Raw genomic sequence first — 22032 nt, 5'->3', positions numbered from 1 at the left:
ATCAGTCGCCGGTCACGCGCCGGCGCAGCGCCGCCAGGTCGATGCCCAGCCGCTGGACCTTATAATAGAACGTCTTGCGCGGGATGCCGAGCCGCGCGATCGCCGCGCCGACCTCGCCGTTCGATCGCGCCAGCGCCTCGACGATCGCGGCGCGCTCGAACGCATCGATCCGCTCGGGCAGCGGCGCGTCGTCGACGCCCGCGCCCGTCGCGGCGTCCTCCCCGCCATGCCCCAGCGGGTCCAGCCCCAGCACCAGCCGCTCGGCGAAATGCGCCAGCTCGCGGACATTGCCCGGCCAGTCGTGGCGCAACAGGTGCGCGCGCGCCGCATCGGTCAGCCGCGGCACCGGCGCGCGCAGCCGCGCAGACGCCTGCGCCACCAGATGCCCGAACAGCATCGGGACGTCCTCGCGCCGTTCGCGCAGCGGCGGCATCCGCAGCCGTACCGCCGCCAGCCGGTACAGCAGCGCCGGGTCGATCGCGTCGGACGCGCGCTGCGGCTCCTCACGCGCGGTGGCGATGACGCGCACGTCGACGGGCACGCGGTCGCCGCCTCGGGCGGGCAGCGCGCGCGTCTCGATCAGCTGCGCGAGCCGGTCCTGCAACCGCGGCGAGGCGCGGTCGATATCGTCCAGGAACAGCGTGCCCCCGTCCGCCGCGACGATGCTACCATCGCCGACGGTCGCGAACACCTCGCCCTCCACCAGCGCCTCAGGCAGCGCGGCGCAGGCCAGCATGTGAAACCGCCGTCGCGCACGCCGCCCGCCGGCGTGAATCAGCCGGGCGAGCAATTCCTTACCGGTGCCCGTCTCCCCCTCGATCAACAGGTCGATGTCAGCGCCCGCCAGCGTCGCGATCATCGCGCGCAGCCGGCGGATCGCGGGCGATGCGCCGATCAGCGCGTCGCTCTCCTCCGCCTCCGCCGCGGCGCGCAGGCGGCGGTTCTCCAGCGCCAGCGCACGGGTCTGCCCGGCGCGGGTCACGCTGGCGATCAGGTCGGCCGGGTCGAACGGCTTGGTCAGGAAATCCCACGCCCCCGCCTTCAGGGCGTCGACCGCCATCGCCACGTCGCCGTGCCCGGTCATCAGGATCACCGGCAGCGACGCATCGCGCGCCGTCAGCGTGCGGAACAGCTCGATCCCCGATACCAGCGGCAGCCGCACGTCGCTGACGACGACGCCGGGATAATCGGCGTCGATAGCGGCAAGCGCAGGTGGCACCGCATCGAACGCATCGACGTCCAGCCCCGCCAGCCGCAGCGACTGCGCCAGCGATGCGCGCAGGTCGCCGTCATCCTCGACCAGCGCGACGCGGGCAGCGACGGCGTTCACGGCGCACGCCGCAACGTGACGACGAACGCCGCCCCGGCCCCCGCCTGACCGGCGGCGACATGCAGCGAACCGCCCAGGTCGGTCATGATATCCTGCGAGATGACCAGCCCCAGGCCCAGCCCCGCCGGGCGGCTGGTGGCGAAGGGGGTGAACAGTCGGTCGGCGATCTCCGGCGAAATGCCTGGCCCGTTATCGCGCACCGTCACCGTCACGCTTTCATCGCCCGTCACCACCTCGATATCGATCCGCGGCGCCGGCCGCGCTTCCAGCGCCTCGATCGCATTCTGCAACAGGTTGACCAGCACCTGCTCCAGCCGGATGCGCCCCGCCATCACCGCCAGCGCCGGATCGATCGGGGTGACGCGCACGTCGATCGCGCGCAGCCGCTCCTTCAGCATCAGCCGCGCGCCCGCGATCACATCGCCCAGCGCGACAGCACGCACCGCACCGCTGCCCTTGCGCGCGAAGCCGCGCAATTGCGCGGTGACGGCGCCGATCCGGTCGGTCAGCCCGGCGATCGCGCGCAGGTTCGCGCGCACGTCGTCCCATGCGCCGCGATCAAGCAGCAGTTCGCCATTGGCGGCATAGGTGCGGATCGCGGCCACCGGCTGCGCGGTTTCGTGCGCGACGCTGGCGGTGATCTGGCCCAGCGCGGCCAGCCGGTTGGCCTGGCGCAACCCCTCGCGCAGGTCGGCGGCGCGCGCCTCGGCGGCGATGCGGTCGTCGATCTCGCGACGCAGCGCGGCGGTGCGCTCCTGCACCGCCGCCTCCAGCACCGCGGTCCGCTCCGCCCGGCGGCGCGCGCGGGTGCGCCACGCCCAGACCAGCGCCACCAGCGCCAGGCACAACAGCCCCGCCACCGCCTGCGCCGCATGGGCGACCGGCCGGATCGTCGGGCCGGCCGGGATCGCCAGATGCACCTGCCACCCGAACGCGCCGGCGGGCGCCTCGGCGAGCACCACCGGGCCGCTCATCCCCGCGATCCGCGGCTCGCCATCGCCTGTCATGCTGATCGGCGACTGGCGCAGCGTCGCGACGCCGCTGTCGGCGCGCACCACCTGTGCGCGTGCCGGGCTGAGCGGGCGCGTCACCGCGAAGCGCCAGCCCGGCCGCGTCGTCACCCGGATCACGCCGTCCGCATCGGTGACGAACGTGTCGCCGCCCGCCGCGCGCCACGCGCGCTCCAGCCGGTCGAACTCCAGCTTGACCACCACCACCCCGCCGATGCGGGTGCGCCGCGTCAGATACAGGCCCGGGCGCTGGCTGACCGTGCCCAGCGCGAATTGCGATCCGGTGCCGGTGCGCATCGCATCGCCGAAATAGCGGCGGAAGCGATAGTCGCGCCCGACGAAGCTGTAGGGCGTGCCCGCGTTGTTCGCCGCGATCGCCAGCCCCGACGGCGCGATCAGATAGATGGCGGCGGCGCCGGTTTCCTGCGCCATCGCCGCGAACTTGGCGTTCAGCCGCGTGCGCGCGCCGGGGGCATCGGCCAGCGCGGCGCGCACGTCGACGTCGTCGCCCAGCGCCATCGGCAGCAGCTGGAACCGCTCGATCTCGCTGGTCAGCAGCGCCTGGCGCAGCCGCGCGTCGGCGGCCACCCCCTGCTGGACGTCGCGGCGCGCGCGGCGTTCGGCGACATGACCCGCGATCATCGCGACCAGCGCCGCCAGCAGCAGCGCCGCCGCCACGCGGACCACCAGCGACAGGATCCGGCGCGGCGCTATCGCCATGCCCGCACCCCCAGCATCAACGTCCCGCCCACCGCGGTCAGGATCGCCAGCCCGATCATCACCGCCGCGAAATCGTCCGGCGTCGCGAACAGCCACGCCAGCGGCGGGCCGAGCAGCGAGGGCAGCGTATTGGTGAGGTTCAACAGCCCCAGGTCGCGCCCGCGGCGGCGGGGATCGGGCAGCAGCTGCATCGCGAAGGTCGCCTGCAACGCCACGAACACCGACGACCCAGCGGCATAGACGGCATAGGCGAGCGCGCCCTGAGTCCAGCCCTCCGCCGCCGCCATCCCCAACAGGCCGGCCGCCGCCACGCCCGCGGCGAACAGCAGGATCGGCGTGCGCCGCCGCGTCAGGTCGGACAGGCGACCCAGCACCAGCGCGGCGGGCAGCGGCGCCAGGAACGTCCACGCCATCAGATGCCCGATCCGCACCGGTAGCCCGCGATGCTCCGCGGCGGGCATGATGCTTTCGAAATAATAGAGCAGATATGCCTGCGTCACCACCGCCGCCACCTGCACCAGCAACCGCGACAGCCCAGCGACGATCAGGTCGCGGCGCGGCGGCGCGGCGGTACCTTGCGTCATGGCGGGGACCGCCACCACCCCCGCCCGCGCGCGGGTCAGCAGCAGCGGGGCGACGCACAGCGCGACCGCGACGGGGATCACCGCCAGCCGGGCGTCGGACGACAGCGTCGCCATCCCCAGCAGCAGCGCCGATGCGCCCGATGCCAGCGGCGCGCCCAGCGCGATCAGCCCGCCGGCCAGCCCCTTTTGCGCATCGGGCACTTCCTCCGCGATCACGGCTGACAGCGGCGCCAGCAGCGCATTGACCGCGATCTGGAACAGCACAATCGCGCCGATCAGCGTGGCGGGCGCGGTCGCCTGCGCCAGCACGGCATAGCTGGCCGCGATCGCCACCAGCCCCACCGTCATCCAGCCGCGCCGGCCCCACCGCCCGCCGCGCGCGTGCGACCGGTCGCTCAAGCCGCCGAAGACGATATTGGCGATGCTCGCCGCGATCGCGCCGATCACCGCGGTCGCCGCGAACAGGCCGATCCGCTCGGCCGGGTTCATCGCCTGGATACGGATCGGCAGCAGCAGCGTCAGCAGCGGCAGATACGCCAGCACCCCGCCGGCATTGGCCAGCGCCATGATCGCCAGCCAGGCCGGGCGACGCGACGAAAGCGGGGCGGAAACGGACATGCCGCGCTACCCTGCCCGCGAACGGGAGGCCCGGCAATCGCCGTATGACGGCGCGTGCCGGCGCATCGCGTCAGTCGACGAACGCGGCGTCGACGATCATCCGCTCGCGGTCCCATTCCGGCACCGCATGAATGGGAACCATGAAGGTCTTGCCGCTCGGCCGCTCGATATCGATGACGTCGCCAGCACCGAAATTCTCGACCGCGATCACGCGGCCCAGCGGCTCCCCGGCTGTCGACACCACCGCCAGCCCCAGCAGGTCGGCATGATAATATTCGCCGTCGTCCAGCGGCGGCAGCGCGTCGCGCGGCACCGTCAATTCGGTGCCGCGCAGCGCCTCCGCCGCGGTACGATCGATCACTTCGGCAAAGCGCGCGATCGTGCCGTCGCGCAGCTTCGCCAGCGTCAGGGCGCCGCCGTTGAACGTGCGGTGCCGCGACAGGTCGTCCGCGAACACCTTCAGCCGGACGTCGCCCGCGATCCCGTGCGCGCCGGTGATGACGGCGAGCACGATCGTGTCGCCGGCGTCAGTCCCTGGGCGAACCGTCGCCCCCCGCGGGGGCGTCGTCCGCGCCCTCGGCGGGCTGCTCGCTGGAGACACCGTGGTTGGTGGCGTCTTCGTCATCCTCGGGGGCCGTTCGCGGATCGGGGGTGGGGCCGGCATCCTGGGTCATCATGCGCTCCTGTTCGCGATGAACAGCGCCAACGCATGACGACCCGTTCGGGTGCGCTGTTACTCGGCGGTCGCCTCGGCCGTATCGGCCGCCGGCTCTTCGGTCGCAGCGGGCGCGTTCGCCGCCTCGGCCTCGGCTTCCTGCTGCGCCTTCAGCTTCTCGGCACGCTCCTCGGCGCGCTCCTTGGCCTTCTCGCCCGGCTCGGCCTTCTTCGGGTTGCTGCGCGCCGCGCGCTCCTTCACGCCGGCCGCATCCAGGAAGCGGGCGACACGGTCGGTCGGCTGCGCGCCAACGCCCAGCCAGTGCTTCGCGCGCTCGGCGTCGAGGACGATGCGCTTCTCGTCGTCCTTGGCCAGCAGCGGATTGTAGTTGCCGATCTTCTCGATGAACTTGCCGTCACGCGGGGACCGCGCATCGGCCACGACGATGCGGTAGTACGGACGCTTCTTCGAACCGCCACGCGACAGGCGAATGCTGAGTGCCATTGTAGTCTGCTTCCTTCTTCTATTCGTCACCCCGGCGAAGGCCGGGGTCTTTCCGTGATGATCGTCCCGCCCTTGCCGCCGGAGACCCGGCTTTCGCCGGGGTGACGGTATCGGGGCTATTTCTTGAACTTGAACCCGCCCGGCCCGCCGGGGATGTTGCCGGGCAGTCCGGGCAGCCCCGGGCCGCCCCCCGGCCCGCCCAGCTTGCCCATCATGTCGCCCATGTCGGCACCGCCGATGGCATTGCCCAGGCCGCCAAGCCCGCCCTTGCCCAGCATCGCCATCATGCCCTTGATCCCGCCCATCTTCTTGATCTTCTTCATGGCGGTGGACATTTCCTGGTGCATCTTCAGGAGCTTGTTAACCTCCTGCACCGTCGTGCCCGAACCCTTGGCGATGCGGATCTTGCGCTTGGCGTTGATCAGCTCCGGCTTGGTGCGTTCCTTGAGCGTCATCGAACCGATGATCGCGTCGAGGTGGACCAGCATCTTGTCGCTGCCCGGCACCGCGTCCATCGCCGCCTGCGCCTTCTTCATCCCCGGCAGCATCCCGGCCAGCGCGCCCAGCCCGCCCATGCGCTTCATCTGCGCCAGCTGGCTGCGCAGGTCGTTCATGTCGAACTGACCCTTGGCGAGCCGGCTCGCCATCCGCTCGGCGTCTTCCTGCTGGATCGATTCGGCGGCGCGCTCCACCAGGGAGACGACGTCGCCCATCCCCAGGATACGCCCCGCGACGCGGCTGGGGTGGAACGCCTCCAGCGCGTCCAGCTTCTCGCCGGTGCCGGCGAACTTGATCGGCTTGCCGGTCACCGCGCGCATCGACAGCGCCGCACCGCCGCGCGCGTCGCCGTCCATCCGGGTCAGCACCACGCCGGTCAGCGGCACCTGTTCGGAGAAATTCTGCGCGACGTTGACCGCGTCCTGGCCGGTCAGGCTGTCGACCACCAGCAGAATTTCCTGCGGCCGGGCGACGTCGGCGACCGCCTTCATCTCGTCCATCAACGCCTGGTCGACGTGCAGGCGACCGGCGGTGTCGAGCATCAGGACGTCGAAACCCTGGAGCTTGGCCGCCTGCAACGCGCGCCGCGCGATCTCGACCGGCTGCTGCCCGGCGATGATCGGCAGTGTCGCGACGCTCACTTGCGTGCCCAGCGTGGCAAGCTGTTCCTGCGCATTGGGGCGATTGACGTCCAGCGACGCCATCAGCACCTTCTTCGCCGACCGCCCGGTGATGGACGAGGAGGACAGCCGCTTGGCGATCTTCGCCGTGGTGGTCGTCTTGCCCGATCCCTGCAGGCCGACCATCATCACCACCGCGGGCGGCGCGACGTTGAGGTCGAGGTCCGCGCCCTCCGGCTCATCCCCACCCAGCATCCGCACCAGCGCGTCGTTGACGATCTTGACGACCTGCTGTCCCGGCGTGACCGATCGCAGGACGTTCTGGCCGATCGCCTCCTCGGTCACGTCGTCGACGAACTGGCGCGCGACGGGCAGCGCCACGTCGGCTTCCAGCAGCGCGACACGCACCTCGCGCATCGCCTGACGCACGTCCGCCTCGGTCAGCGCGCCACGGCCGCGCAGCCGGTCGAACACGCCGCCAAGACGATCGCTTAGGCTATCGAACATCGAAACTCCTTTCACCCGCCGCCAAATGCAAAAGCGCCGGCGGGCGAAACCTCGCCGGCCAGCGTGCACCACATGGGCGCTTGTCCTGTGCGTTCAACAACGGAACTGGGGCGGGTCGATAGCCGAATGCGGGCCGCGGGGCAAGATGGTTCGCGTCACCAGCCCCCGCCCGCCTCCAGATACGCGCGCTCCTCGGCGGTCGTCTCCCGTCCCAGCGCCGCATTGCGCGACGGGAAACGCCCGAACCGCGCGAACACCTCCGCATGATCGCGCGCAAACTTCAGGTTGCTCTCGATCCCCAGCGCCTCGAACATCGCCACGCTCTTCGCCTGTCCGGCGGCATCCTCGGCATGCATCAGCGGCATGTAGAGGAACACGCGCCGCTCGTTCGACAGCGACGCGTCCCATCCGCGCGCGATCGCCAGTTCGGCCAGCTCGCGTGCCAGCGGGTCGGCGGCGAACGCCTCCGCCTGGCCGCGGAACAGGTTGCGCGAAAACTGATCGAGCACGATCACCGCCGCCAGCAGGTGCCGCGGGTCGTCGCGCCAGTCCGCCGCGCGCGTCGCCAGCACACGGTCGCGCAGGCCCGCGAACCGATCCCGGATCGTCGCATCCAGCGCCTCGTCCTTCGCGAACTGCTGCTGCGCCGTCAGCCCGAACCAGAAGTCCAGCACCTGACCGGCCATGGAGTCGACTTCGCTGCCCGTCATAACTAGATCGCTCCCCATGTCGTTCTCGCCCCAGCCAGAGGTCGTGACCCTGGGCTGCCGTCTCAACATCGCCGAAAGCGAAGCGATCCGCCAGCTGGCGGGCGCCGATGTCGCGGTCGTCAACGGCTGCGGCGTGACGAACGAGGCGGTGAAGCAGACGCGCGCCGCGATCCGCCGGCTGCGCCGCGCCCGCCCCGACGCCGAACTGATCGTCACCGGCTGTGCGTCGGAGATGGACCACGCCGCCTTCGCCGCGATGCCGGAGGTCGACCGCATCGTCGCCAACGCGGCCAAGCTGCTGCCCGTCAGCTGGGGCGCCCGCCCCAATGCGCCCCGTCCACGACGCCAGACGCGCGCCTTCGTCGGCGTGCAGAACGGCTGCGACCATCACTGCACCTTCTGCGCGATCCCGCAGGGCCGCGGCCGCAACCGCGCCGATCCGGTCGTCGAGGTCGTGCTGCGCGTCGCCGCACTGGTGGAGGGCGGCGCGCGCGAGGTGGTGCTGAGTGGGGTGGACCTGGCCAGCTACGACGATCGCGGTGCGCCGCTGGCGGTGCTGATCGCGCGGTTGCTGGCGGAGGTGCCGGGGCTGGAGCGGCTGCGGCTCTCCTCGCTCGATCCGTTCGCGATCGACGACGCGCTGTTCGCGCTGCTCACGCAGGACGATCGCGTGATGCCGCACGTCCACCTGTCGTTACAGGCGGGCGACGACCTGATCCTGAAGCGGATGCGCCGTCGCCATTCGCGCGCGCAGGCGCTGGACCTGATCGCCCGGCTGAAGGTCGCGCGCCCCGCAATCACGATCGGCGCGGACCTGATCGCCGGCTTCCCGACCGAAGATGAGGCGATGTTCGCCAACACGCTGTCGCTGATCGACGCGGGCGACGTGACCCACGCGCATGTCTTTCCCTATTCGCCGCGCAGCGGCACGCCCGCGGCGCGGATGCCGCAGGTGGCCCCGGACATTGCCCGCGCGCGCGCCGCGCGGCTGCGCGATGCCGCTGCGGCGCGGCTGGCGCGGCATCTGTCCGCGCAGGTCGGCACGGTGCAGCCGGTGCTGGTCGAGCGCCCCGGAACCCGCGGGCACGCCGCGGACTTTTCGGCGGTACGTCTTTCCTCCCCCCATCCGGTCGGCCATATCGCGCGCGTCACCATCACCGCGGCCACGGCCGACCATCTGACCGGAACGATCATGTCATGAGCACGAGCTGGCACGACAAGCTCCTGGGCGGTTTCCGCCGCACATCCGACCGGCTGGTCGGCAACCTCGCCGGGCTGGGCGGCGCGCGGCTGGACGATGCCACGCTCGACGAGGTGGAGGAGGCGCTGATCGCGTCCGATCTGGGGCCGGAGACCGCCGGCCGCGTGCGCCAGCGCCTGTCGGAGGGCACGTTCGAGCGCGACATGGAGGAACTGGGCATCCGTCTGGTCGTCGCCGAGGAGGTCGAGAAGGTGCTGGCCAAGGTCGCCCGCCCGATCGGCATCGACGCCTTTCCCCGGCCGCAGGTGGTGCTGGTGATCGGCGTCAACGGATCGGGCAAGACCACCACCATCGCCAAGCTGGCGCACCTGTTCATGGAACAGGACTATCAGGTGATGCTGGCGGCCGGCGACACGTTCCGCGCCGCCGCGATCGGCCAGCTGCGGACCTGGGCCGAGCGGATCGGCGTGCCGATCGTCACCGGGCCCGAAGGGGGCGACGCCGCCGGGATCGTGTGGGACGCGGTGAAGCAGGCGACCGCGATCGGCACCGACGTGCTGATCGTCGACACCGCCGGCCGGCTCCAGAACAAGCGCGAGCTGATGGACGAGCTGGCGAAGATCCGCCGCGTCCTGGGCCGCATCAACCCCGCCGCGCCGCACGACGTGCTGCTGGTGCTCGACGCCACGACCGGCCAGAACGCGCTGAGCCAGATCGAGGTGTTCAAGGAAGTGGCCGGGGTCACCGGGCTGGTGATGACCAAGCTGGACGGCACCGCACGCGGCGGCGTGCTGGTCGCGGCGGCGGAGCGCTACGGCCTGCCGATCCATGCGATAGGCGTGGGCGAGACGATGGACGACCTGCGCCCGTTCGACGCGCGCGAGGTCAGCCGGATCATCGCCGGCGTGGACGATACGGGGCGCGGCCGGTGAGCGCCAAGCCGACAAACGCCACCGGCGACGGCCATGGCGGCATCCGCGCGCTGGTCGACTACGGCCCGCTGGCGCTGTTCTTCGCCGCCAATTTCCTGGTCCCGGCGGATGTCGCGCGGCGGATCGTCGCGCAGTTCACGCCGATGCTCTCGACGCTGAAACAGGTCGAGGCGCTGCTGCTGGCGCGCGTCATCCTGGCGACCGCGGTGTTCGTGCTGGCGAGCGTCGCCGCGCTGGTGCTGGCCAAGGTGAAGCTGCGCCGCGTCCCGCCGATGCTGCTGATCTCCGCCGGGCTGGTGATCCTGTTCGGCGGGCTGACGATGTATTTCCGCGACCCGCGCTTCATCCAGATGAAGCCAACGATCGTCTACGTCCTTCTCGCCGCGACGCTGGGCTTCGGGGTCACGACCGGCCGCCCGTTGCTCCAGCAATTGATGGGCAGTGCCTACCCCGGCCTGTCGGAGGTCGGCTGGCGGCGGCTGACGATCAACTGGGTGTGGTTCTTCGTCGTGATGGCCGTGCTGAACGAAGCGGTGTGGCGCGGCAGCGCAACCGCGCTGGGGGCGGAACGCGGCTGGGATCTGTGGGCGATCTACAAGGTGTGGGTGGTGATCCCGCTGACCCTGCTGTTCGCGGTCGCCAACGTGCCGATGCTGATGCGCCACGGCCTGTCGCTGGGCGACGACGCGCCCGTCCCGCCGGAGGGCTGATACCGCCGCACCGGATCGGCGACGGCGGCCCGCATCAGAATTCGTTCCAGTCGTCGTCCTTGACCGCCAGATTGCGGCTGGTCCGCGCTGCCGCCGCGCGCGGTCGCGCCGGTGCGACGGTGCGCACCGCCGCGGCGCGCTGCCGGGTGATCGCGGGCACCGAATCGCGGGTCTGGAACCGGTTGACCTGCTGCTCCAGCGTGACCGTCTCGTCGGTCAGCAGGCGGCAGGCGGCGGTCACTTCCTCGACCATCGCGGCATTGGCCTGGGTGGCGCTGTCCATCTCGCCGATCGCGATGTTGACCTGGCCGATGCTCGCCGCCTGCGATTCCGCACTGTCGGCGATGATCGTGACGACGTCGGCGATCTCGTCGATGCCGGTGGTGATCGCGCGCAGCGACTGGTCGGTTTCCTGCGCCAGCTGCACGCCGCTGCGCACGCGGTCGACGGTGGTGGTGATCCGCGCATTGATGTCGCGCGCGGCGTTGGCGGAGCGTTCCGCCAGCGCGCGCACCTCGCTGGCGACCACCGCGAAGCCCTTGCCCGCGTCCCCCGCGCGCGCCGCCTCGACCCCGGCGTTAAGTGCCAGCAGATTGGTCTGGAACGACAGCCCGTCGATCAGCGCGATGATCTCCGCGATCTCGTTCGACGACCGTTCGATATCGGCGATCGCGGTCACCGTGCGCCGCACGATATCCTCGCTCTTGCGCACATTGTCGGTCGTGCGCCGGACGGCGCCGCTCGCGGTCTGTGCCTGATCGGCGGTTCCGCGCACCGACGATGCGATCTCCGCCACCGCCGCGGCGCTTTCGGCCAGGCTGGCGGCCTGCTGCTCGGCGCGCTGCGCCAGATCGTTGGTGGCCGCGTGCATCTCGGCGGTGCTCGTCGCGATCCCGCCGGCGCTGCCGCGCACAGTGCTCAGCGCCGCGGACAGGCGCGACACCGCGGTGTTGAAGTCGCGTTCCAGCGACGTGTAAGCGGACGGGAAGTTGCGGATCTCCACCCGCAGATCCGAATCCGCCAGCCGCGACAGCGCCTGGCCGACCTCCGCCACCACCGCCTGCTGTTCGGCATCCGCCGCCGCCTTGGCGATCGCCGCCGCGCGGAACACCGCCACCGCGCGCGACATGCTGCCGATCTCGTCGCCGCGGTCCGTGTCGGGCACCTCGACGCCGTTGTCGCCCTTGGCCAGCGTGTCCATCACCCCGGTCAGCCGGACGATCGGCCGCGCCAGCAGCCGCGTCAGCACGATCGACACGGCCATCGCGCCGCCGATCATCACCAGCGCGCCCAGCAGCAGCGCGATCTTGCCGCCGGCCAACGCCGCCTCGCGATCGGCGCGCGCGATCTCACCCTGCTCCAGCTCCTGCTTGCGCAGCTCGCGCAGCGGCGCCAGTACCGGCAACACCGTCGCCTGCTTGCTGACCTCGCGCAATTGCGCCTGCGCCGCCATCCGATCGACGCGCGACATGGCGATCAGGCGGTCACCGAAGCGTTCGCGCCATTGCGTGCTCTTGCGCTGCGATTGCGCGACCTTAGCCAGGTCCGCCGGGGTATCGGCCAGCAGACCGTTCAGCTTCGCGACCGCCGCCGCGCCCTGGGCGATCGCCTCGCGATACTGGGTCAGATAGGATTCGTCGCCGGTGATCAGGAAGCCGCGCATCTGGCTGTTCTGCCGCAGGATGGCGATTTCCATCTCCAGCGTCTGCGCCAGCACGTCCTGCCCGCGCACGCTGCTGGTGCTGGTGCCCTCGATACGCCCGAGGACGCTCCACAGCACGAGCATCATCGCCAGCACGACGGCGATGATGATGCCAAATGCCCCCGCGAGCTTTCGCGAAATGGGCAGGGAAGTCAGCATGGCGGCCGGGTTCTCCGATAAAGTGTCCTGACCATGCCATCACAAGTGTAACATACCGTAAACGGTGGGTTCACGCGCCCGGCGCCCACCGCCCGCCCCCGCCGCATCGTCCGGGCACGAAAAAGGGGGCCGGTCGCCCGGCCCCCGCCCGCCCCGATCCTGCCGGACCGCGGCGTCCGTGTCAGGCGACAGCGGCGTCGTACCGGCGGCCGGCCTCGTCCCAGTTCACCACGTCCCACCACGCCTTCAGATAACCGGGGCGGTCGTTCATGTAGGTGAGGTAATAGGCGTGTTCCCACACGTCGTTGCCCAGGATCGGCGTGCCCTTCTCCTTGGCATCGTCCATCAGCGGATTGTCCTGGTTCGGGGTCGACGTGACCTTCAACGCGCCCGAGGCGTCGGCGATCACCCATGCCCAGCCCGAACCGAACTGGCCGGCGCCCTTGGTGTTGAATTCGTCCTTCAGCTTGTCGAGGCCGCCGAACGCCTCGATCGCGGCGGCCAGCTTGCCCGACGGCTGGGTCGAGTCCTTGGGGGCCATGATCTTCCAGAAGAAATCGTGGTTCCAGAAACCGCCGCCGTTGTTGCGCACCAGTGGCGGCAGCGACGAGATCATGCCGAGGATCTCCTCAATCGACTTGCCTTCCAGCTTGGGGTCGGCGGCGACGCCCTCGTTCAGCTTGGCGGTATAGGCGGCGTGGTGCTTGTCATGGTGGAAGGTCATCGTCTCCTTCGAGATGACCGGCTCCAGCGCGTCATAGGCATAGGGAAGCGGCGGGAGTTCGAAAGCCATGGAATCCTCCTTTGATCCGCGTCAGGCAACGCGACGCGCCCCAAATGGCTCCCCCGGCCTCGTTACGCAACCGCTCCGATCCGGTCAGCTGCTGCCGATCAGGTCGTGGCGACGCAGCGCGTGGCGCAACTGGTCGTAGGTCAGCCCCAGCGCCTCGGCGGTGGCGCGCTGGTTGAAGCGGTGCTCGGCCAGCGACCGGGCGAGCAGGTCGCGCTCGAACAGCGCCACGCGGCTCTTGAAATCGGACGGGCCGACGTCGCACGCCGCCACGTCGTCGCCATCGTCCTCCGACGCGACGGGTGGCTGCTGCTGCTGCGCGGATCGCGGCGCGGACAGCTCGCGCTGTTCGGGCGCGGCGGCGGGCACCGTCTGGCGATTGGGAGTCGCGGGGCGATAGGGTGAGGCGAAGGGATCGAACTCCACCTCCCCCACCGCGCCGCCGCGATCCCAGCGATAGACCGCGCGCTCCACCACGTTGCGCAATTCGCGCACGTTGCCCGGCCAGCGATATTCCAGCATCGCCGCCATCGCCTCCTCGGTGAAGCCGTCCCATTGCTCGCGTTCCAGCTCGGCGGCCATGCGCCGCCCGAAATGGTCGGCCAGCACCGGGATGTCGCTGCGTCGCGCGCGCAGCGGAGGCAGCGTCACCACCTCGAACGACAATCGGTCGAGCAGGTCGGCGCGGAAGGTATTGGCCTCGACCCGGTCGGGCAGATGCTCGTTGGTCGCCGCGACGATGCGCACATCGACGCGGATCGGGCGGGACGCGCCGATCCGCGTCACCTCCCCATATTCCACCGCGCGCAGCAGCCGTTCCTGCGCCCCCATCGACAACGTGCCGAGTTCGTCGAGGAACAGCGTCCCGCCATCGGCTTCCTCGAACCGCCCGACGCGCGCCTTGCTGGCGCCGGTGAACGACCCGGCCTCATGCCCGAACAGTTCCGCCTCGATCAGCGTTTCGGGCAGCGCGGCGCAGTTCATCGTCACCAGCGGCTGGTCCCAACGCCCCGACAGGTGGTGGAGCCGTTCCGCGACCAGCTCCTTGCCGGTGCCGCGCTCGCCGATCACCAGCACGGGCCGGTCGAGCATCGCCGCACGGCTGGCGCGCTCCAACGCGTCCAGGAATGCCCCCGACTGACCGATGACCTGCTTCGTCCGCTTCATATGCCAATATCTGGCGCGATTCCCCAAGCGGTGGCAACTGCAAAGATCAACAATCGCAGCAAACCCACGCAAATCCGCCGTTTTTCGACTTGGCACGCCCCGTGCAATGCAAGGGGCATCGGCGCCGCAACGACGGTGCACAAGGTTTCAGATCGAGGAGATACCGCCGTGACCACCACCAACAGCATCGGCGCCCGACTGGCCGCGATCGCCCTGACCGTCATCGTCAGCACCACCATGGTGCTGGGCGCGGTCGGCCCGGCGACGGCCCCGGTCGGCGCACCGGCCGCGACCGTTCACGCGCTCGCGTGAACGCAGGGCGGGGCACGGGAACAGACCCTCCCCGTGCCCCGTCCGATCCGCTAGGATGGATCGCGTAACCCCAGGAGTCCGTATCGAATGGGCATTTTCTCCCGCACCCGCGACATCGTCGCGGCCAACATGGCCGAGCTGCTCGACAGGGCGGACGACCCGGCGAAGATGGTCCGCATGATCATCCTTGAGATGGAGGAGACGCTGGTCGAGGTGCGCGCCTCCGCCGCGCGCACCATCGCCGACCAGAAGGAGATGCGGCGCCACATCCAGAAGCTGGCGGACCTGGAAGCGAGCTGGACCGAGAAGGCCGAGCTGGCGCTGTCCAAGAACCGCGAGGATCTGGCCAAGGCCGCGCTGGTCGAACGCCGCAAGGCCGCCGAGATGGCCGCGCAGCTGACGTCCGAGGTGACCGTGCTCGAAGATGCGCTGCGCAGCTCGGAGGAGGATATCGCCAAGCTGCAGAACAAGCTGCGCGAGGCGCGTGCGAAGCAGAATGCGATCGCCACCCGGCTGGAAAGCGCCAACACCAAGGCGCGCCTGCGCGAGATGTGGAACGGGCCGAAGACGCATGAGGCGTTCAGCCGCTTCGACATCCTGGAACGCCGCGCCGACGAGGCGGAGGGCCGCGCCGAGGCGATGGGCCTGACGCCCCGGACGCTGGAGGACGAGTTCGAGGACCTGCGCTCCAACGACAAGATCGACGCCGAACTGGCCGCGCTCAAGGCCCGCATGAACAAGGAAGGTTGAGGGTCATGGAAGATGTCGTCGTACCGCTGATCGCGATCACCTCGATCTTCATCGGCCTGCCGTGGGTGATCCTTCATTACGTGACGCGGTGGAAGACCGCGCCGCGGATCACCGACGAGGACGAACGCCTGCTGGACGAGATGTACAATCTCGCCCGCCGGCTGGAGGACCGCGTCACCACCGTCGAGCGGATCGTCGCCGCCGACAATCCCGATTTCCGCCCGGGCATGGCCGACTATCGCTCGCAGCCCGATTATCGCCTCGACGCCCCGTCGCAGCGGAGGAACTGATGTCCGACAGCCGCACCAAATTCTATCTCGACAAGCAGGACGCCAAGTGGAAGGGCGTGTGCGCCGGGATCGCCGATTACACCGGGATCGAGGTCATCTGGGTCCGCATCGCGATGATCCTGCTGACGCTCGCCGGCGGCTTCCCCTGGACGCTGATCGCCTATGCGCTGATCGCGTGGATGGCCGAGCCCAAGCCGCTGGGCCTGTACCAGGACAGCGCCGACCAGAAGTTCTGGCAGGGCGTGCGCACCAATCCAACGCGCTCCACCGCCGAGGTCCGCTCGAAATTCCGCGAGCTGGACCGCCGGCTGGCCGATATCGAGCTTCACTATACCAGCCGCAACAGTGCGCTGGCCAATGAGATCGAGAGCCTGCGCTAGGGCACGGCCGTTACGACGGAGGCGATGATGCACGTCGATCACCTGAACGGTTTCACCATCTTCATGCTGGCGTTCGTCGTCATCGGCCTGCCGGTGACCCTGGGCGTGGGCAGCGAGATGTTCAAACGCTGGCTGGTGCACAAGGAGCGGATGGCCGCGGCGCTGACCGCCGCCACCGCGGAGAAGGCGGCGCAATATGCCGCGCAGACGGAGCGGCTGGAGGCGCGGGTGCGCGTCCTGGAACGGATCGCCACCGACAGCGGCACCGACCTGCACCGCCAGATCGAGCAATTGCGCGACGACCGGCTCAACTGAGCGTCGTCGCTACGGGAAGGGAGAGTAACAGATGGGTCCGTTTTCGATGGTCGTCGCGATCGTGTTCATCGCGATGATCGGCCGGGTGCTGCAGGAACGCTACCGCGCGATGGCGCGGATCGCCGACCAGGGCGGCACCCCGCACCTGCAAGCCGCCGACACGACGCGTGCGCAGGACGAGGTCCGCCAGCTCAAGGAGCGCGTCGCCGTCCTGGAGCGCGTCATCACCGATCAGCACGCGAACGCCGATCTGGAACGCCAGATCGAGCAGCTGCGCGATCGCTGATCCCCCGCGAACGTCCGCCGGAAGGATAAGGTCGTCATGTCCGATCCCGAATTCTATGTCATCATGGCCACCGCGACGCTGGCCGGGCTGGCGATGCTGATCGCCGCCACACTCAACGGCTGGCGCGGCTGGCTCCAGCTTAAGCAGCAGCAGCTGCGCGTCGATGGCGAGGGCCACATGCCCCGCGTCGCCGGCCCGTCCGCCAGCGCGCGGATCGAGATCGCGGACCTCAAGGAACGCATCCGCAAGCTGGAGGCGATCGCCGCTGGCGTCGACCTGTAGGCCCCGATGCCCACGACGGTTGCCGCCCGCGCCCGCCGCGGGTAGGCGCCGGGAACCATGACCGACGCCCCCACCACACTCGACGCCATCCGCGAGGAATATGAGTTTCTCGAAGGGGACGACCGCTACCGCCTGCTGGTCGATCTGGGCCGCGCGCTGGAGGCGATGCCCGATGCGCTCAAGACCGATGCGACACTGGTGCGCGGCTGTTCGGCGTCGGTATGGGTCTATCCCACCGTCGCCGACGACGGCAGGCTGCATTTCCTGGCCGACAGCAACGCCGCGATCACCAAGGGGATCATCGCGCTGGTGCTGCTGACCGTACAGGACCGCGAGCCCGCCGAGATCATCGCCACCGACATTCCCGCCGCGCTGGCCCCGTTCGAGCTGACATCGCAGCTCAGCTCCAACCGCACGCAGGGCATCCCGAACATGATCGCGCTGATCCGCGACACCGCGCAACGCTACGCCGCCTGATCGCGGCCGCCCCGGCGCAGGCCGCGACCTCCCGCGGCTCCTGAGGCCGCCCCGCAACCCGACGACCCCGGCCTGCCCGGGACCACGCCGTTCGCGCCCTAATCGGATCGACTAGCGCGAAGCGGCCGCGTCGTCCCCATTATCGCTGCACTCTTCAACGATCGCACAGGAGAAGGTGATGAGCGATTCAAACGGTGGGGTCGGCGGGGTCGGCGGCGTCGGCGGCAGTAGCGGCAGCAGCAGCGCGAATGCCGCTGCGGAGGCGGCATCGGCCGCCGGTCGCGGGCCGACCGCGGATCAGGTCGCCGACGCGATGGTCGATGCGACCCGCGGGCCGCAAGGCGTCGATACCAGCGCGCTCGGCGGGCTGGTTGCCGGGCTGAACGCGACCAACCCGGCGCTGGGCGCACAGGTGCAATCCGCGATCGAAGGGCAATTGTCCGCGGTCGATGCCGGCCGGCTGCAGGGCGCGATCGCCGCGGCGAGCGCCGCGCTCCAGCCATCGGTCGCGCAGCACGTCGCCGCGCCGCCGTCACTCGCGCCCGACGTGACGCAGGTCAATCCGTCCTACAGCTACAATACCCAGGGGCAGCTGGTCGACGCGTGCGGCAATCGCGTCGCCTCGGTCGGCAACCCCGACCGGCAACAGGCCGCGCTCGACAAGTCGCTGGCGGACATCACCCAGCACGTCGACCGGATCACCGGCGGCCCGATCTCGGGGCTGGCGTACAATGCGGCCTATCTGTCGGGTGCATCGCCAAGCACGCTCGACAACGTCCACGCGCTGGGCAAGATCGCCGACGGCTTCGCCAAGCCGCTGGAGGATCGGGCGGAACAGATGCACGTCCCGCTCAACTGAGCGGGCGACCGCCGGTCAGCGCGCGCCGCCTCGCCGCCGCGCGTGCTGCTCCGCGCGGGTCAGCAGCGCGTCCAGATCCTCGCGCGCGATGTCGAACCCCTCGCCCATCTCCGCCAACGCGGCGTCGATATCCGCGAGGTGAAGGCCCGGCGGCAGCGGCGCGGGGGGCGGCACCGCGCGGTGCGGATAGGATCGCCCGATCGCCCGGTGGAACAGCCAGCCCAGCGCCACCAGCGCGACCGAGTTGATCGCCACCGGCACGAACGCGAACCCGAAGCCGGCGGCATGGATCGCCGGGCCGCCGATCACCGCGGTCAGCGCCGCCGCCCCGCCGGGCGGGTGGAGGCAGCGCAGCAGCGACATCACCGCGATCGCCGCACCCACCCCTATCCCGGCGGCCAGTGTCGCATCGGGTACCCAGCGGAATGCCGCCATCCCGACCAGCGCAGAAATGGTGTTGCCGCCGATCACCGGCCATGGCTGCGCCAGCGGGCTGGCGGGCACGGCGAACACCAGCACCGCCGAAGCACCCAGCGGCGCGACGATCACCGGCAGGCCAGCGGCCAGCGTCGGCACATGGTCGCACAGAACGATCGTCAGCGCGATCCCCGCGACCGCGCCCAGCGCCGCGATCGACCGGTCGCGCGCCTGCGCCCCGGCCAGGATCGGGCGGAACCACGCGCTCACACCGCGCTGCCCGTCGCCGCGCGGGCCGTCACCGCCCACGGCCGCTCACGAAACCATTTGGTGACGATGTACTTGGTCCCCTCCACCACGGCCATGCCCTCGTGCAGGGTCATCGGGTTGGGGCTGCCGTCAGCGGCCATGTTGTTCCAGGCGAGCAGCAATCCCTTGCGCGGCGCGACGCGCAGCCCCCCTTGCGGGAACCAGGTCGCCCCGCCCTCCTCCACCTCGTTGAGGTAGATCATCGCGGTCCACGTCCGCTGCCCGCCGGATGCCTGCATCCGCGGCCAGTAGCTTTCGCCTTCGTGGAAATAATCGTGGTGCGCGCGGAAATGCTGGCCGGGGGAATAGCGTTGGCCCTGCATCGTCTCGCCATGGTCGGGGTCGATCCCCAACGCGTCGGCGATGAAGCGGTCGATCTCGCGGATGCCGGGCGCGTTGCGATCCATGTCGCAGCTCTCGCTGGTGCGATTGGCGCTGGTGCCGCGATCGGACAGCAGCGTCGACGGGCGGCGGTTGGCGTCGATCACCTGTACCAGCCAGTCGCAATTCGCCGCGTCCAGGAACGCGGGGCAGCGCCATGCCTCCACCTGCGCGCTGGGCAGTCGCTGCATCCGCGGGTCGGCATCCAGCCGCGCCGCTACCGCACTGCCGATGGCGGCGCGGTCGGCGGAGGGGCGTCCGGGGGCTTGGGTAGAGATCGCCATGACGGATGCGTCTCTTGCGCGCCGCACGCGCGGGTTCAAGCCTCCGGACGCCGCCGGATTACCAGAAAATGTCGTAGATCACGTCCACCACCTGCCCGGTATAGACATCGACCAGCAGCGCATCGTCGTAATAGCGCACCCAGCGATACGGGCCGTAGGGGTCGGGCAGGCGATACGCCCAAGGATCGGCGATCCAGTAGCTTTGCGCGAACAGCACCGGCGCGATCCGCACCCCGATGCTGAACCGCGTATAGCCGCGGCTCCATCCGTAGGGCGCGTAATAGCGCGGCAAGCGATAGGCGCTGCGATTGTCGATCCGATAGCGGTTCCAGTCGTAGCGCCGGTCATTGCGCCACCCGCGGTTCCACCCGCGCCGGTCGTCGTTCCCGCGGTTCCAGTCGCCGCGGTTCCAGTCACCCCCGTTCCAGTCGCCACGGTTACCGTCGCGGCGATCCCAGTTGCCGCGATCCCACGCGCCCTGACCCCATTGGCCGCGCTGGCGATCGTCCCAGCGGCGGTTGTCGTCGCGCCGGTCGCTGCGCCAATTGTCCCAGCGCCCGTCGCCCGCCCGCGGGTCGCGCCGCGCCGGGTCGCGGCGCGGGTCCGTCGCCGGCTGCGTACCGGGCGGCGGGGGCGGCGGCGGGTCGCGGCGCCAGTCGCCGCGCACCTGCCCGTCGCCCCTTATCTGCCCGTCACCGCGCCAGCCGCCATCGGCACGCGGTCCGCGATCGCCGCGCCAGGCGCCGGGCTGCCCGTCCGGCCGGTCGCCGCGCGGGCGCTCGCCCTGCCAGCCGCCGCGATCCGGGGCCGGGCGCGGCTGCGCCTGCGGCATTGGTTGCGAGGGCTGCGGGCGCTCGACGCGCTCCGGGCGCTGCCAGCGACCGGCATCGGCCGAGCGGCCCTGCCCCTCGACCCGCGCCTCCATCCGCGCGCGCATCACGTCGCGCAGCGTGCCTTCGCGTGCGCCTTCCTGTGCCATCGCGACCTGCGGCAGCGCCGCGGTTGCCGCCAGCAATCCTGCTATCAACGCCTTCATCATCTTGCGTCGTCTTTCCACCTGCCGGCGCACAAGCCGGCCCCACGATGACGCCGGTATGCGCGCGTGCGGTGGAACGATGGCTGAATTGCCCCGTCAGCGAAATGAAAGCTTCACGCCGCCTGCCCGGTCGCGGGACGATCCGGCGCCGGCGCGCCGGTGACGGGCGCCTTCCCCCAATATTCGTCGCGCAACAGCCGCTTGTAGAGCTTGCCGGTGTCGTGCCGCGGCAGTTCGGCGCGGAAATCGACGCGCCGCGGCGCCTTGACGTGGCTCAGATGGGCGCGCGCGAACTCGGTCAGCTCCGCCGCCAGCGCCGCGCCGGCGTCGCCCATGTCGCGCGGCTGCACCACCGCCACCACTTCCTCACCCATTTCGTCGTTGGGCGCGCCGATCACCGCGACGTCCGCCACCTTGGGGTGGGTGACCAGCAGGTTCTCGATCTCGGCGGGATAGATGTTCACGCCCCCGGAAATGATCATGAAGCTCTTGCGATCAGTCAGGTACAGATACCCTTCCTCGTCCATCCAGCCCACATCGCCCAGCGTGGTCCAGCCGTGGCGGTTGGTTCCCTCAGCGGTCTTCTCCGGATCGTTGTGATAGACGAACGTGCGCCCGCCGCCGGGCGCCTCGAAATAGATCGCGCCCTCGGTCCGCGGCGGCACCTCGTTGCCGTCCTCGTCGCAGATGTGCGTGATGGTGGTCAGGTTGCGGCCCACCGATCCCTTGTGCGTCAGCCATTCGGCGGCGTTGATCGCGTGGAAGCTGTTGCCCTCCGTCCCCGCATAATATTCGTGGACGATCGGCCCCCACCAGTCGATCATCGCTTCCTTGACCGGGATCGGGCACGGCGCGGCGGCGTGCCACACCGCCTTCAGCGACGACAGATCGTGGCGCGTGCGCGCCTCCGGCGGCAGTTTCAGCATGCGGATGAAATGCGTCGGCACCCATTGCGCATGGGTGACGCGATGCCGCTCGATCAACTCCAGTGAGCAGCCCCCACCGGGTGGTCCGGGTTGTTCGTTAGTGCATTGTCGTCTCCGCCGCCATTGCCGGGCGTAGGTGGAGCGAAGCGGAACCGGAGGCCGGTGATGGCGATGTTGCCGATTCCGGGGCCGGTGGGCGGTAGCCCAGGCTGCTGTGCGGCCGGACGGTGTTGTAGTGACGGCGCCACGCCTCGATCAGCACCCTGGCCTCGGCGAGGCTGTAAAAGATCTCACCATTGAGCAGTTCGTCG

General features: G+C 70.2%; 27 protein-coding genes and 1 pseudogene. 12 read left to right on the top strand and 16 right to left on the bottom strand.

Annotated elements, in window-relative coordinates:
* Nucleotide 1: 1 nt before the first annotated feature.
* The 8 genes from COA17_RS17490 to COA17_RS17460 all read right to left on the bottom strand — a co-directional run bounded on the left by COA17_RS17490 (nucleotide 2) and on the right by COA17_RS17460 (nucleotide 7756).
* Nucleotides 2-1330, bottom strand: a complete 1329-nt coding sequence (locus COA17_RS17490; protein ID WP_096614105.1) for a sigma-54-dependent transcriptional regulator — start codon at nucleotides 1328-1330, stop codon at nucleotides 2-4.
* Complete coding sequence (locus tag COA17_RS17485) at nucleotides 1327-3060, bottom strand: sensor histidine kinase (RefSeq protein ID WP_066489705.1); 1734 nt, start codon at nucleotides 3058-3060, stop codon at nucleotides 1327-1329. The genes COA17_RS17490 and COA17_RS17485 overlap by 4 nt, the downstream gene beginning before the upstream one ends.
* Nucleotides 3051-4262: an MFS transporter gene (locus COA17_RS17480; protein WP_096614103.1), complete on the bottom strand. Its 1212-nt coding sequence runs from the start codon at nucleotides 4260-4262 to the stop codon at nucleotides 3051-3053. Before COA17_RS17480 ends, COA17_RS17485 begins: the two co-directional genes overlap by 10 nt.
* 70 nt (nucleotides 4263-4332) lie before the next feature.
* Entirely contained in the window at nucleotides 4333-4776 is a 444-nt protein-coding gene (gene rimM / locus COA17_RS17475; RefSeq protein ID WP_245857926.1) for a ribosome maturation factor RimM, read from the bottom strand.
* Between the two features lie 13 nt (nucleotides 4777-4789).
* Complete coding sequence (locus tag COA17_RS19975) at nucleotides 4790-4936, bottom strand: hypothetical protein (RefSeq protein WP_245857925.1); 147 nt, start codon at nucleotides 4934-4936, stop codon at nucleotides 4790-4792.
* A 59-nt stretch (nucleotides 4937-4995) separates the two neighbouring features.
* Nucleotides 4996-5421, bottom strand: a complete 426-nt coding sequence (gene rpsP, locus COA17_RS17470) for a 30S ribosomal protein S16 (RefSeq protein ID WP_066489017.1) — start codon at nucleotides 5419-5421, stop codon at nucleotides 4996-4998.
* A gap of 116 nt (nucleotides 5422-5537) precedes the next feature.
* Nucleotides 5538-7046, bottom strand: coding sequence for a signal recognition particle protein (gene ffh, locus COA17_RS17465; protein ID WP_096614099.1), 1509 nt, complete (start codon nucleotides 7044-7046; stop codon nucleotides 5538-5540).
* 155 nt (nucleotides 7047-7201) lie between these two features.
* Entirely contained in the window at nucleotides 7202-7756 is a 555-nt protein-coding gene (locus COA17_RS17460; protein ID WP_245857924.1) for a DUF924 family protein, read from the bottom strand.
* 16 nt (nucleotides 7757-7772) lie between these two features.
* Between COA17_RS17460 and COA17_RS17455 the strand changes: the two genes are divergently transcribed.
* The 3 genes from COA17_RS17455 to COA17_RS17445 are packed head-to-tail and all read left to right on the top strand — an operon-like array spanning nucleotide 7773 to nucleotide 10599.
* Complete coding sequence (locus COA17_RS17455; RefSeq protein ID WP_096614097.1) at nucleotides 7773-8957, top strand: MiaB/RimO family radical SAM methylthiotransferase; 1185 nt, start codon at nucleotides 7773-7775, stop codon at nucleotides 8955-8957.
* The gene (gene ftsY / locus COA17_RS17450; RefSeq protein WP_066487187.1) at nucleotides 8954-9889 is read left to right on the top strand and encodes a signal recognition particle-docking protein FtsY; all 936 of its coding nucleotides are present in this window, start codon (nucleotides 8954-8956) and stop codon (nucleotides 9887-9889) included. The genes COA17_RS17455 and ftsY overlap by 4 nt, the downstream gene beginning before the upstream one ends.
* Complete coding sequence (locus COA17_RS17445; protein WP_245857923.1) at nucleotides 9886-10599, top strand: inner membrane-spanning protein YciB; 714 nt, start codon at nucleotides 9886-9888, stop codon at nucleotides 10597-10599. Before ftsY ends, COA17_RS17445 begins: the two co-directional genes overlap by 4 nt.
* A 34-nt stretch (nucleotides 10600-10633) precedes the next feature.
* Here COA17_RS17445 and COA17_RS17440 read toward each other — a convergent pair whose 3' ends face one another.
* The 3 genes from COA17_RS17440 to pspF all read right to left on the bottom strand — a co-directional run bounded on the left by COA17_RS17440 (nucleotide 10634) and on the right by pspF (nucleotide 14417).
* Nucleotides 10634-12460 (bottom strand): methyl-accepting chemotaxis protein, encoded by a 1827-nt coding sequence (locus COA17_RS17440; RefSeq protein ID WP_096614095.1) that lies wholly within the window; start codon nucleotides 12458-12460, stop codon nucleotides 10634-10636.
* Nucleotides 12461-12641: 181 nt separating this feature from the next.
* On the bottom strand, nucleotides 12642-13253 hold the full coding sequence (locus tag COA17_RS17435; protein ID WP_066486915.1) for a superoxide dismutase: 612 nt from the start codon (nucleotides 13251-13253) through the stop codon (nucleotides 12642-12644).
* A gap of 84 nt (nucleotides 13254-13337) precedes the next feature.
* The gene (gene pspF / locus COA17_RS17430; protein ID WP_096614093.1) at nucleotides 13338-14417 is read right to left on the bottom strand and encodes a phage shock protein operon transcriptional activator; all 1080 of its coding nucleotides are present in this window, start codon (nucleotides 14415-14417) and stop codon (nucleotides 13338-13340) included.
* 168 nt (nucleotides 14418-14585) lie between these two features.
* On the opposite strand from pspF, the gene COA17_RS19495 reads away from it, so the two are divergent.
* From COA17_RS19495 to COA17_RS17390, 9 genes are all read left to right on the top strand, one after another.
* Entirely contained in the window at nucleotides 14586-14729 is a 144-nt protein-coding gene (locus tag COA17_RS19495; protein ID WP_176484952.1) for a hypothetical protein, read from the top strand.
* An 87-nt stretch (nucleotides 14730-14816) separates the two neighbouring features.
* Nucleotides 14817-15479 carry a phage shock protein PspA gene (gene pspA, locus COA17_RS17425; RefSeq protein WP_096614091.1) on the top strand — a complete coding sequence of 221 codons (663 nt, stop codon included), beginning with the start codon at nucleotides 14817-14819 and terminating at the stop codon, nucleotides 15477-15479.
* Nucleotides 15480-15484: 5 nt separating this feature from the next.
* Nucleotides 15485-15769: an envelope stress response membrane protein PspB gene (pspB, locus tag COA17_RS17420; RefSeq protein WP_066486918.1), complete on the top strand. Its 285-nt coding sequence runs from the start codon at nucleotides 15485-15487 to the stop codon at nucleotides 15767-15769.
* Nucleotides 15769-16149 (top strand): envelope stress response membrane protein PspC, encoded by a 381-nt coding sequence (pspC, locus tag COA17_RS17415; protein WP_096614089.1) that lies wholly within the window; start codon nucleotides 15769-15771, stop codon nucleotides 16147-16149. The genes pspB and pspC overlap by 1 nt, the downstream gene beginning before the upstream one ends.
* A 27-nt stretch (nucleotides 16150-16176) precedes the next feature.
* Complete coding sequence (locus COA17_RS17410) at nucleotides 16177-16464, top strand: hypothetical protein (protein ID WP_096614123.1); 288 nt, start codon at nucleotides 16177-16179, stop codon at nucleotides 16462-16464.
* 31 nt (nucleotides 16465-16495) lie between these two features.
* The gene (locus COA17_RS17405) at nucleotides 16496-16750 is read left to right on the top strand and encodes a hypothetical protein (protein WP_066486922.1); all 255 of its coding nucleotides are present in this window, start codon (nucleotides 16496-16498) and stop codon (nucleotides 16748-16750) included.
* A gap of 36 nt (nucleotides 16751-16786) precedes the next feature.
* Nucleotides 16787-17032, top strand: coding sequence for a hypothetical protein (locus COA17_RS17400; protein ID WP_066486923.1), 246 nt, complete (start codon nucleotides 16787-16789; stop codon nucleotides 17030-17032).
* Nucleotides 17033-17089: 57 nt separating this feature from the next.
* The gene (locus COA17_RS17395; RefSeq protein ID WP_066486925.1) at nucleotides 17090-17509 is read left to right on the top strand and encodes a SufE family protein; all 420 of its coding nucleotides are present in this window, start codon (nucleotides 17090-17092) and stop codon (nucleotides 17507-17509) included.
* Nucleotides 17510-17687: 178 nt separating this feature from the next.
* On the top strand, nucleotides 17688-18368 hold the full coding sequence (locus tag COA17_RS17390) for a hypothetical protein (protein ID WP_066486927.1): 681 nt from the start codon (nucleotides 17688-17690) through the stop codon (nucleotides 18366-18368).
* Between the two features lie 15 nt (nucleotides 18369-18383).
* Here COA17_RS17390 and COA17_RS17385 read toward each other — a convergent pair whose 3' ends face one another.
* From COA17_RS17385 to COA17_RS17365, 5 genes and pseudogenes are all read right to left on the bottom strand, one after another.
* The gene (locus COA17_RS17385; RefSeq protein WP_096614121.1) at nucleotides 18384-19055 is read right to left on the bottom strand and encodes an HPP family protein; all 672 of its coding nucleotides are present in this window, start codon (nucleotides 19053-19055) and stop codon (nucleotides 18384-18386) included.
* Entirely contained in the window at nucleotides 19052-19759 is a 708-nt protein-coding gene (locus COA17_RS17380) for a prolyl hydroxylase family protein (RefSeq protein WP_096614087.1), read from the bottom strand. The genes COA17_RS17385 and COA17_RS17380 overlap by 4 nt, the downstream gene beginning before the upstream one ends.
* A gap of 58 nt (nucleotides 19760-19817) precedes the next feature.
* Nucleotides 19818-20798 (bottom strand): RcnB family protein, encoded by a 981-nt coding sequence (locus tag COA17_RS17375; protein ID WP_245857922.1) that lies wholly within the window; start codon nucleotides 20796-20798, stop codon nucleotides 19818-19820.
* 110 nt (nucleotides 20799-20908) lie between these two features.
* Nucleotides 20909-21787, bottom strand: a pseudogene (locus tag COA17_RS17370) (AMP-binding protein); the annotation flags it as partial.
* Nucleotides 21788-21818: 31 nt separating this feature from the next.
* On the bottom strand, nucleotides 21819-22032 hold a 214-nt coding region (locus tag COA17_RS17365), incomplete at its 5' end, for an integrase core domain-containing protein (protein ID WP_176484942.1).

The sequence above is a fragment of the Sphingomonas ginsenosidimutans genome (assembly GCF_002374835.1).
Taxonomy (GTDB): domain Bacteria; phylum Pseudomonadota; class Alphaproteobacteria; order Sphingomonadales; family Sphingomonadaceae; genus Sphingomonas; species Sphingomonas ginsenosidimutans.
Note: the sequence above shows the minus strand (reverse complement) of the source record. Positions and strands in the feature narration are given on the sequence as shown.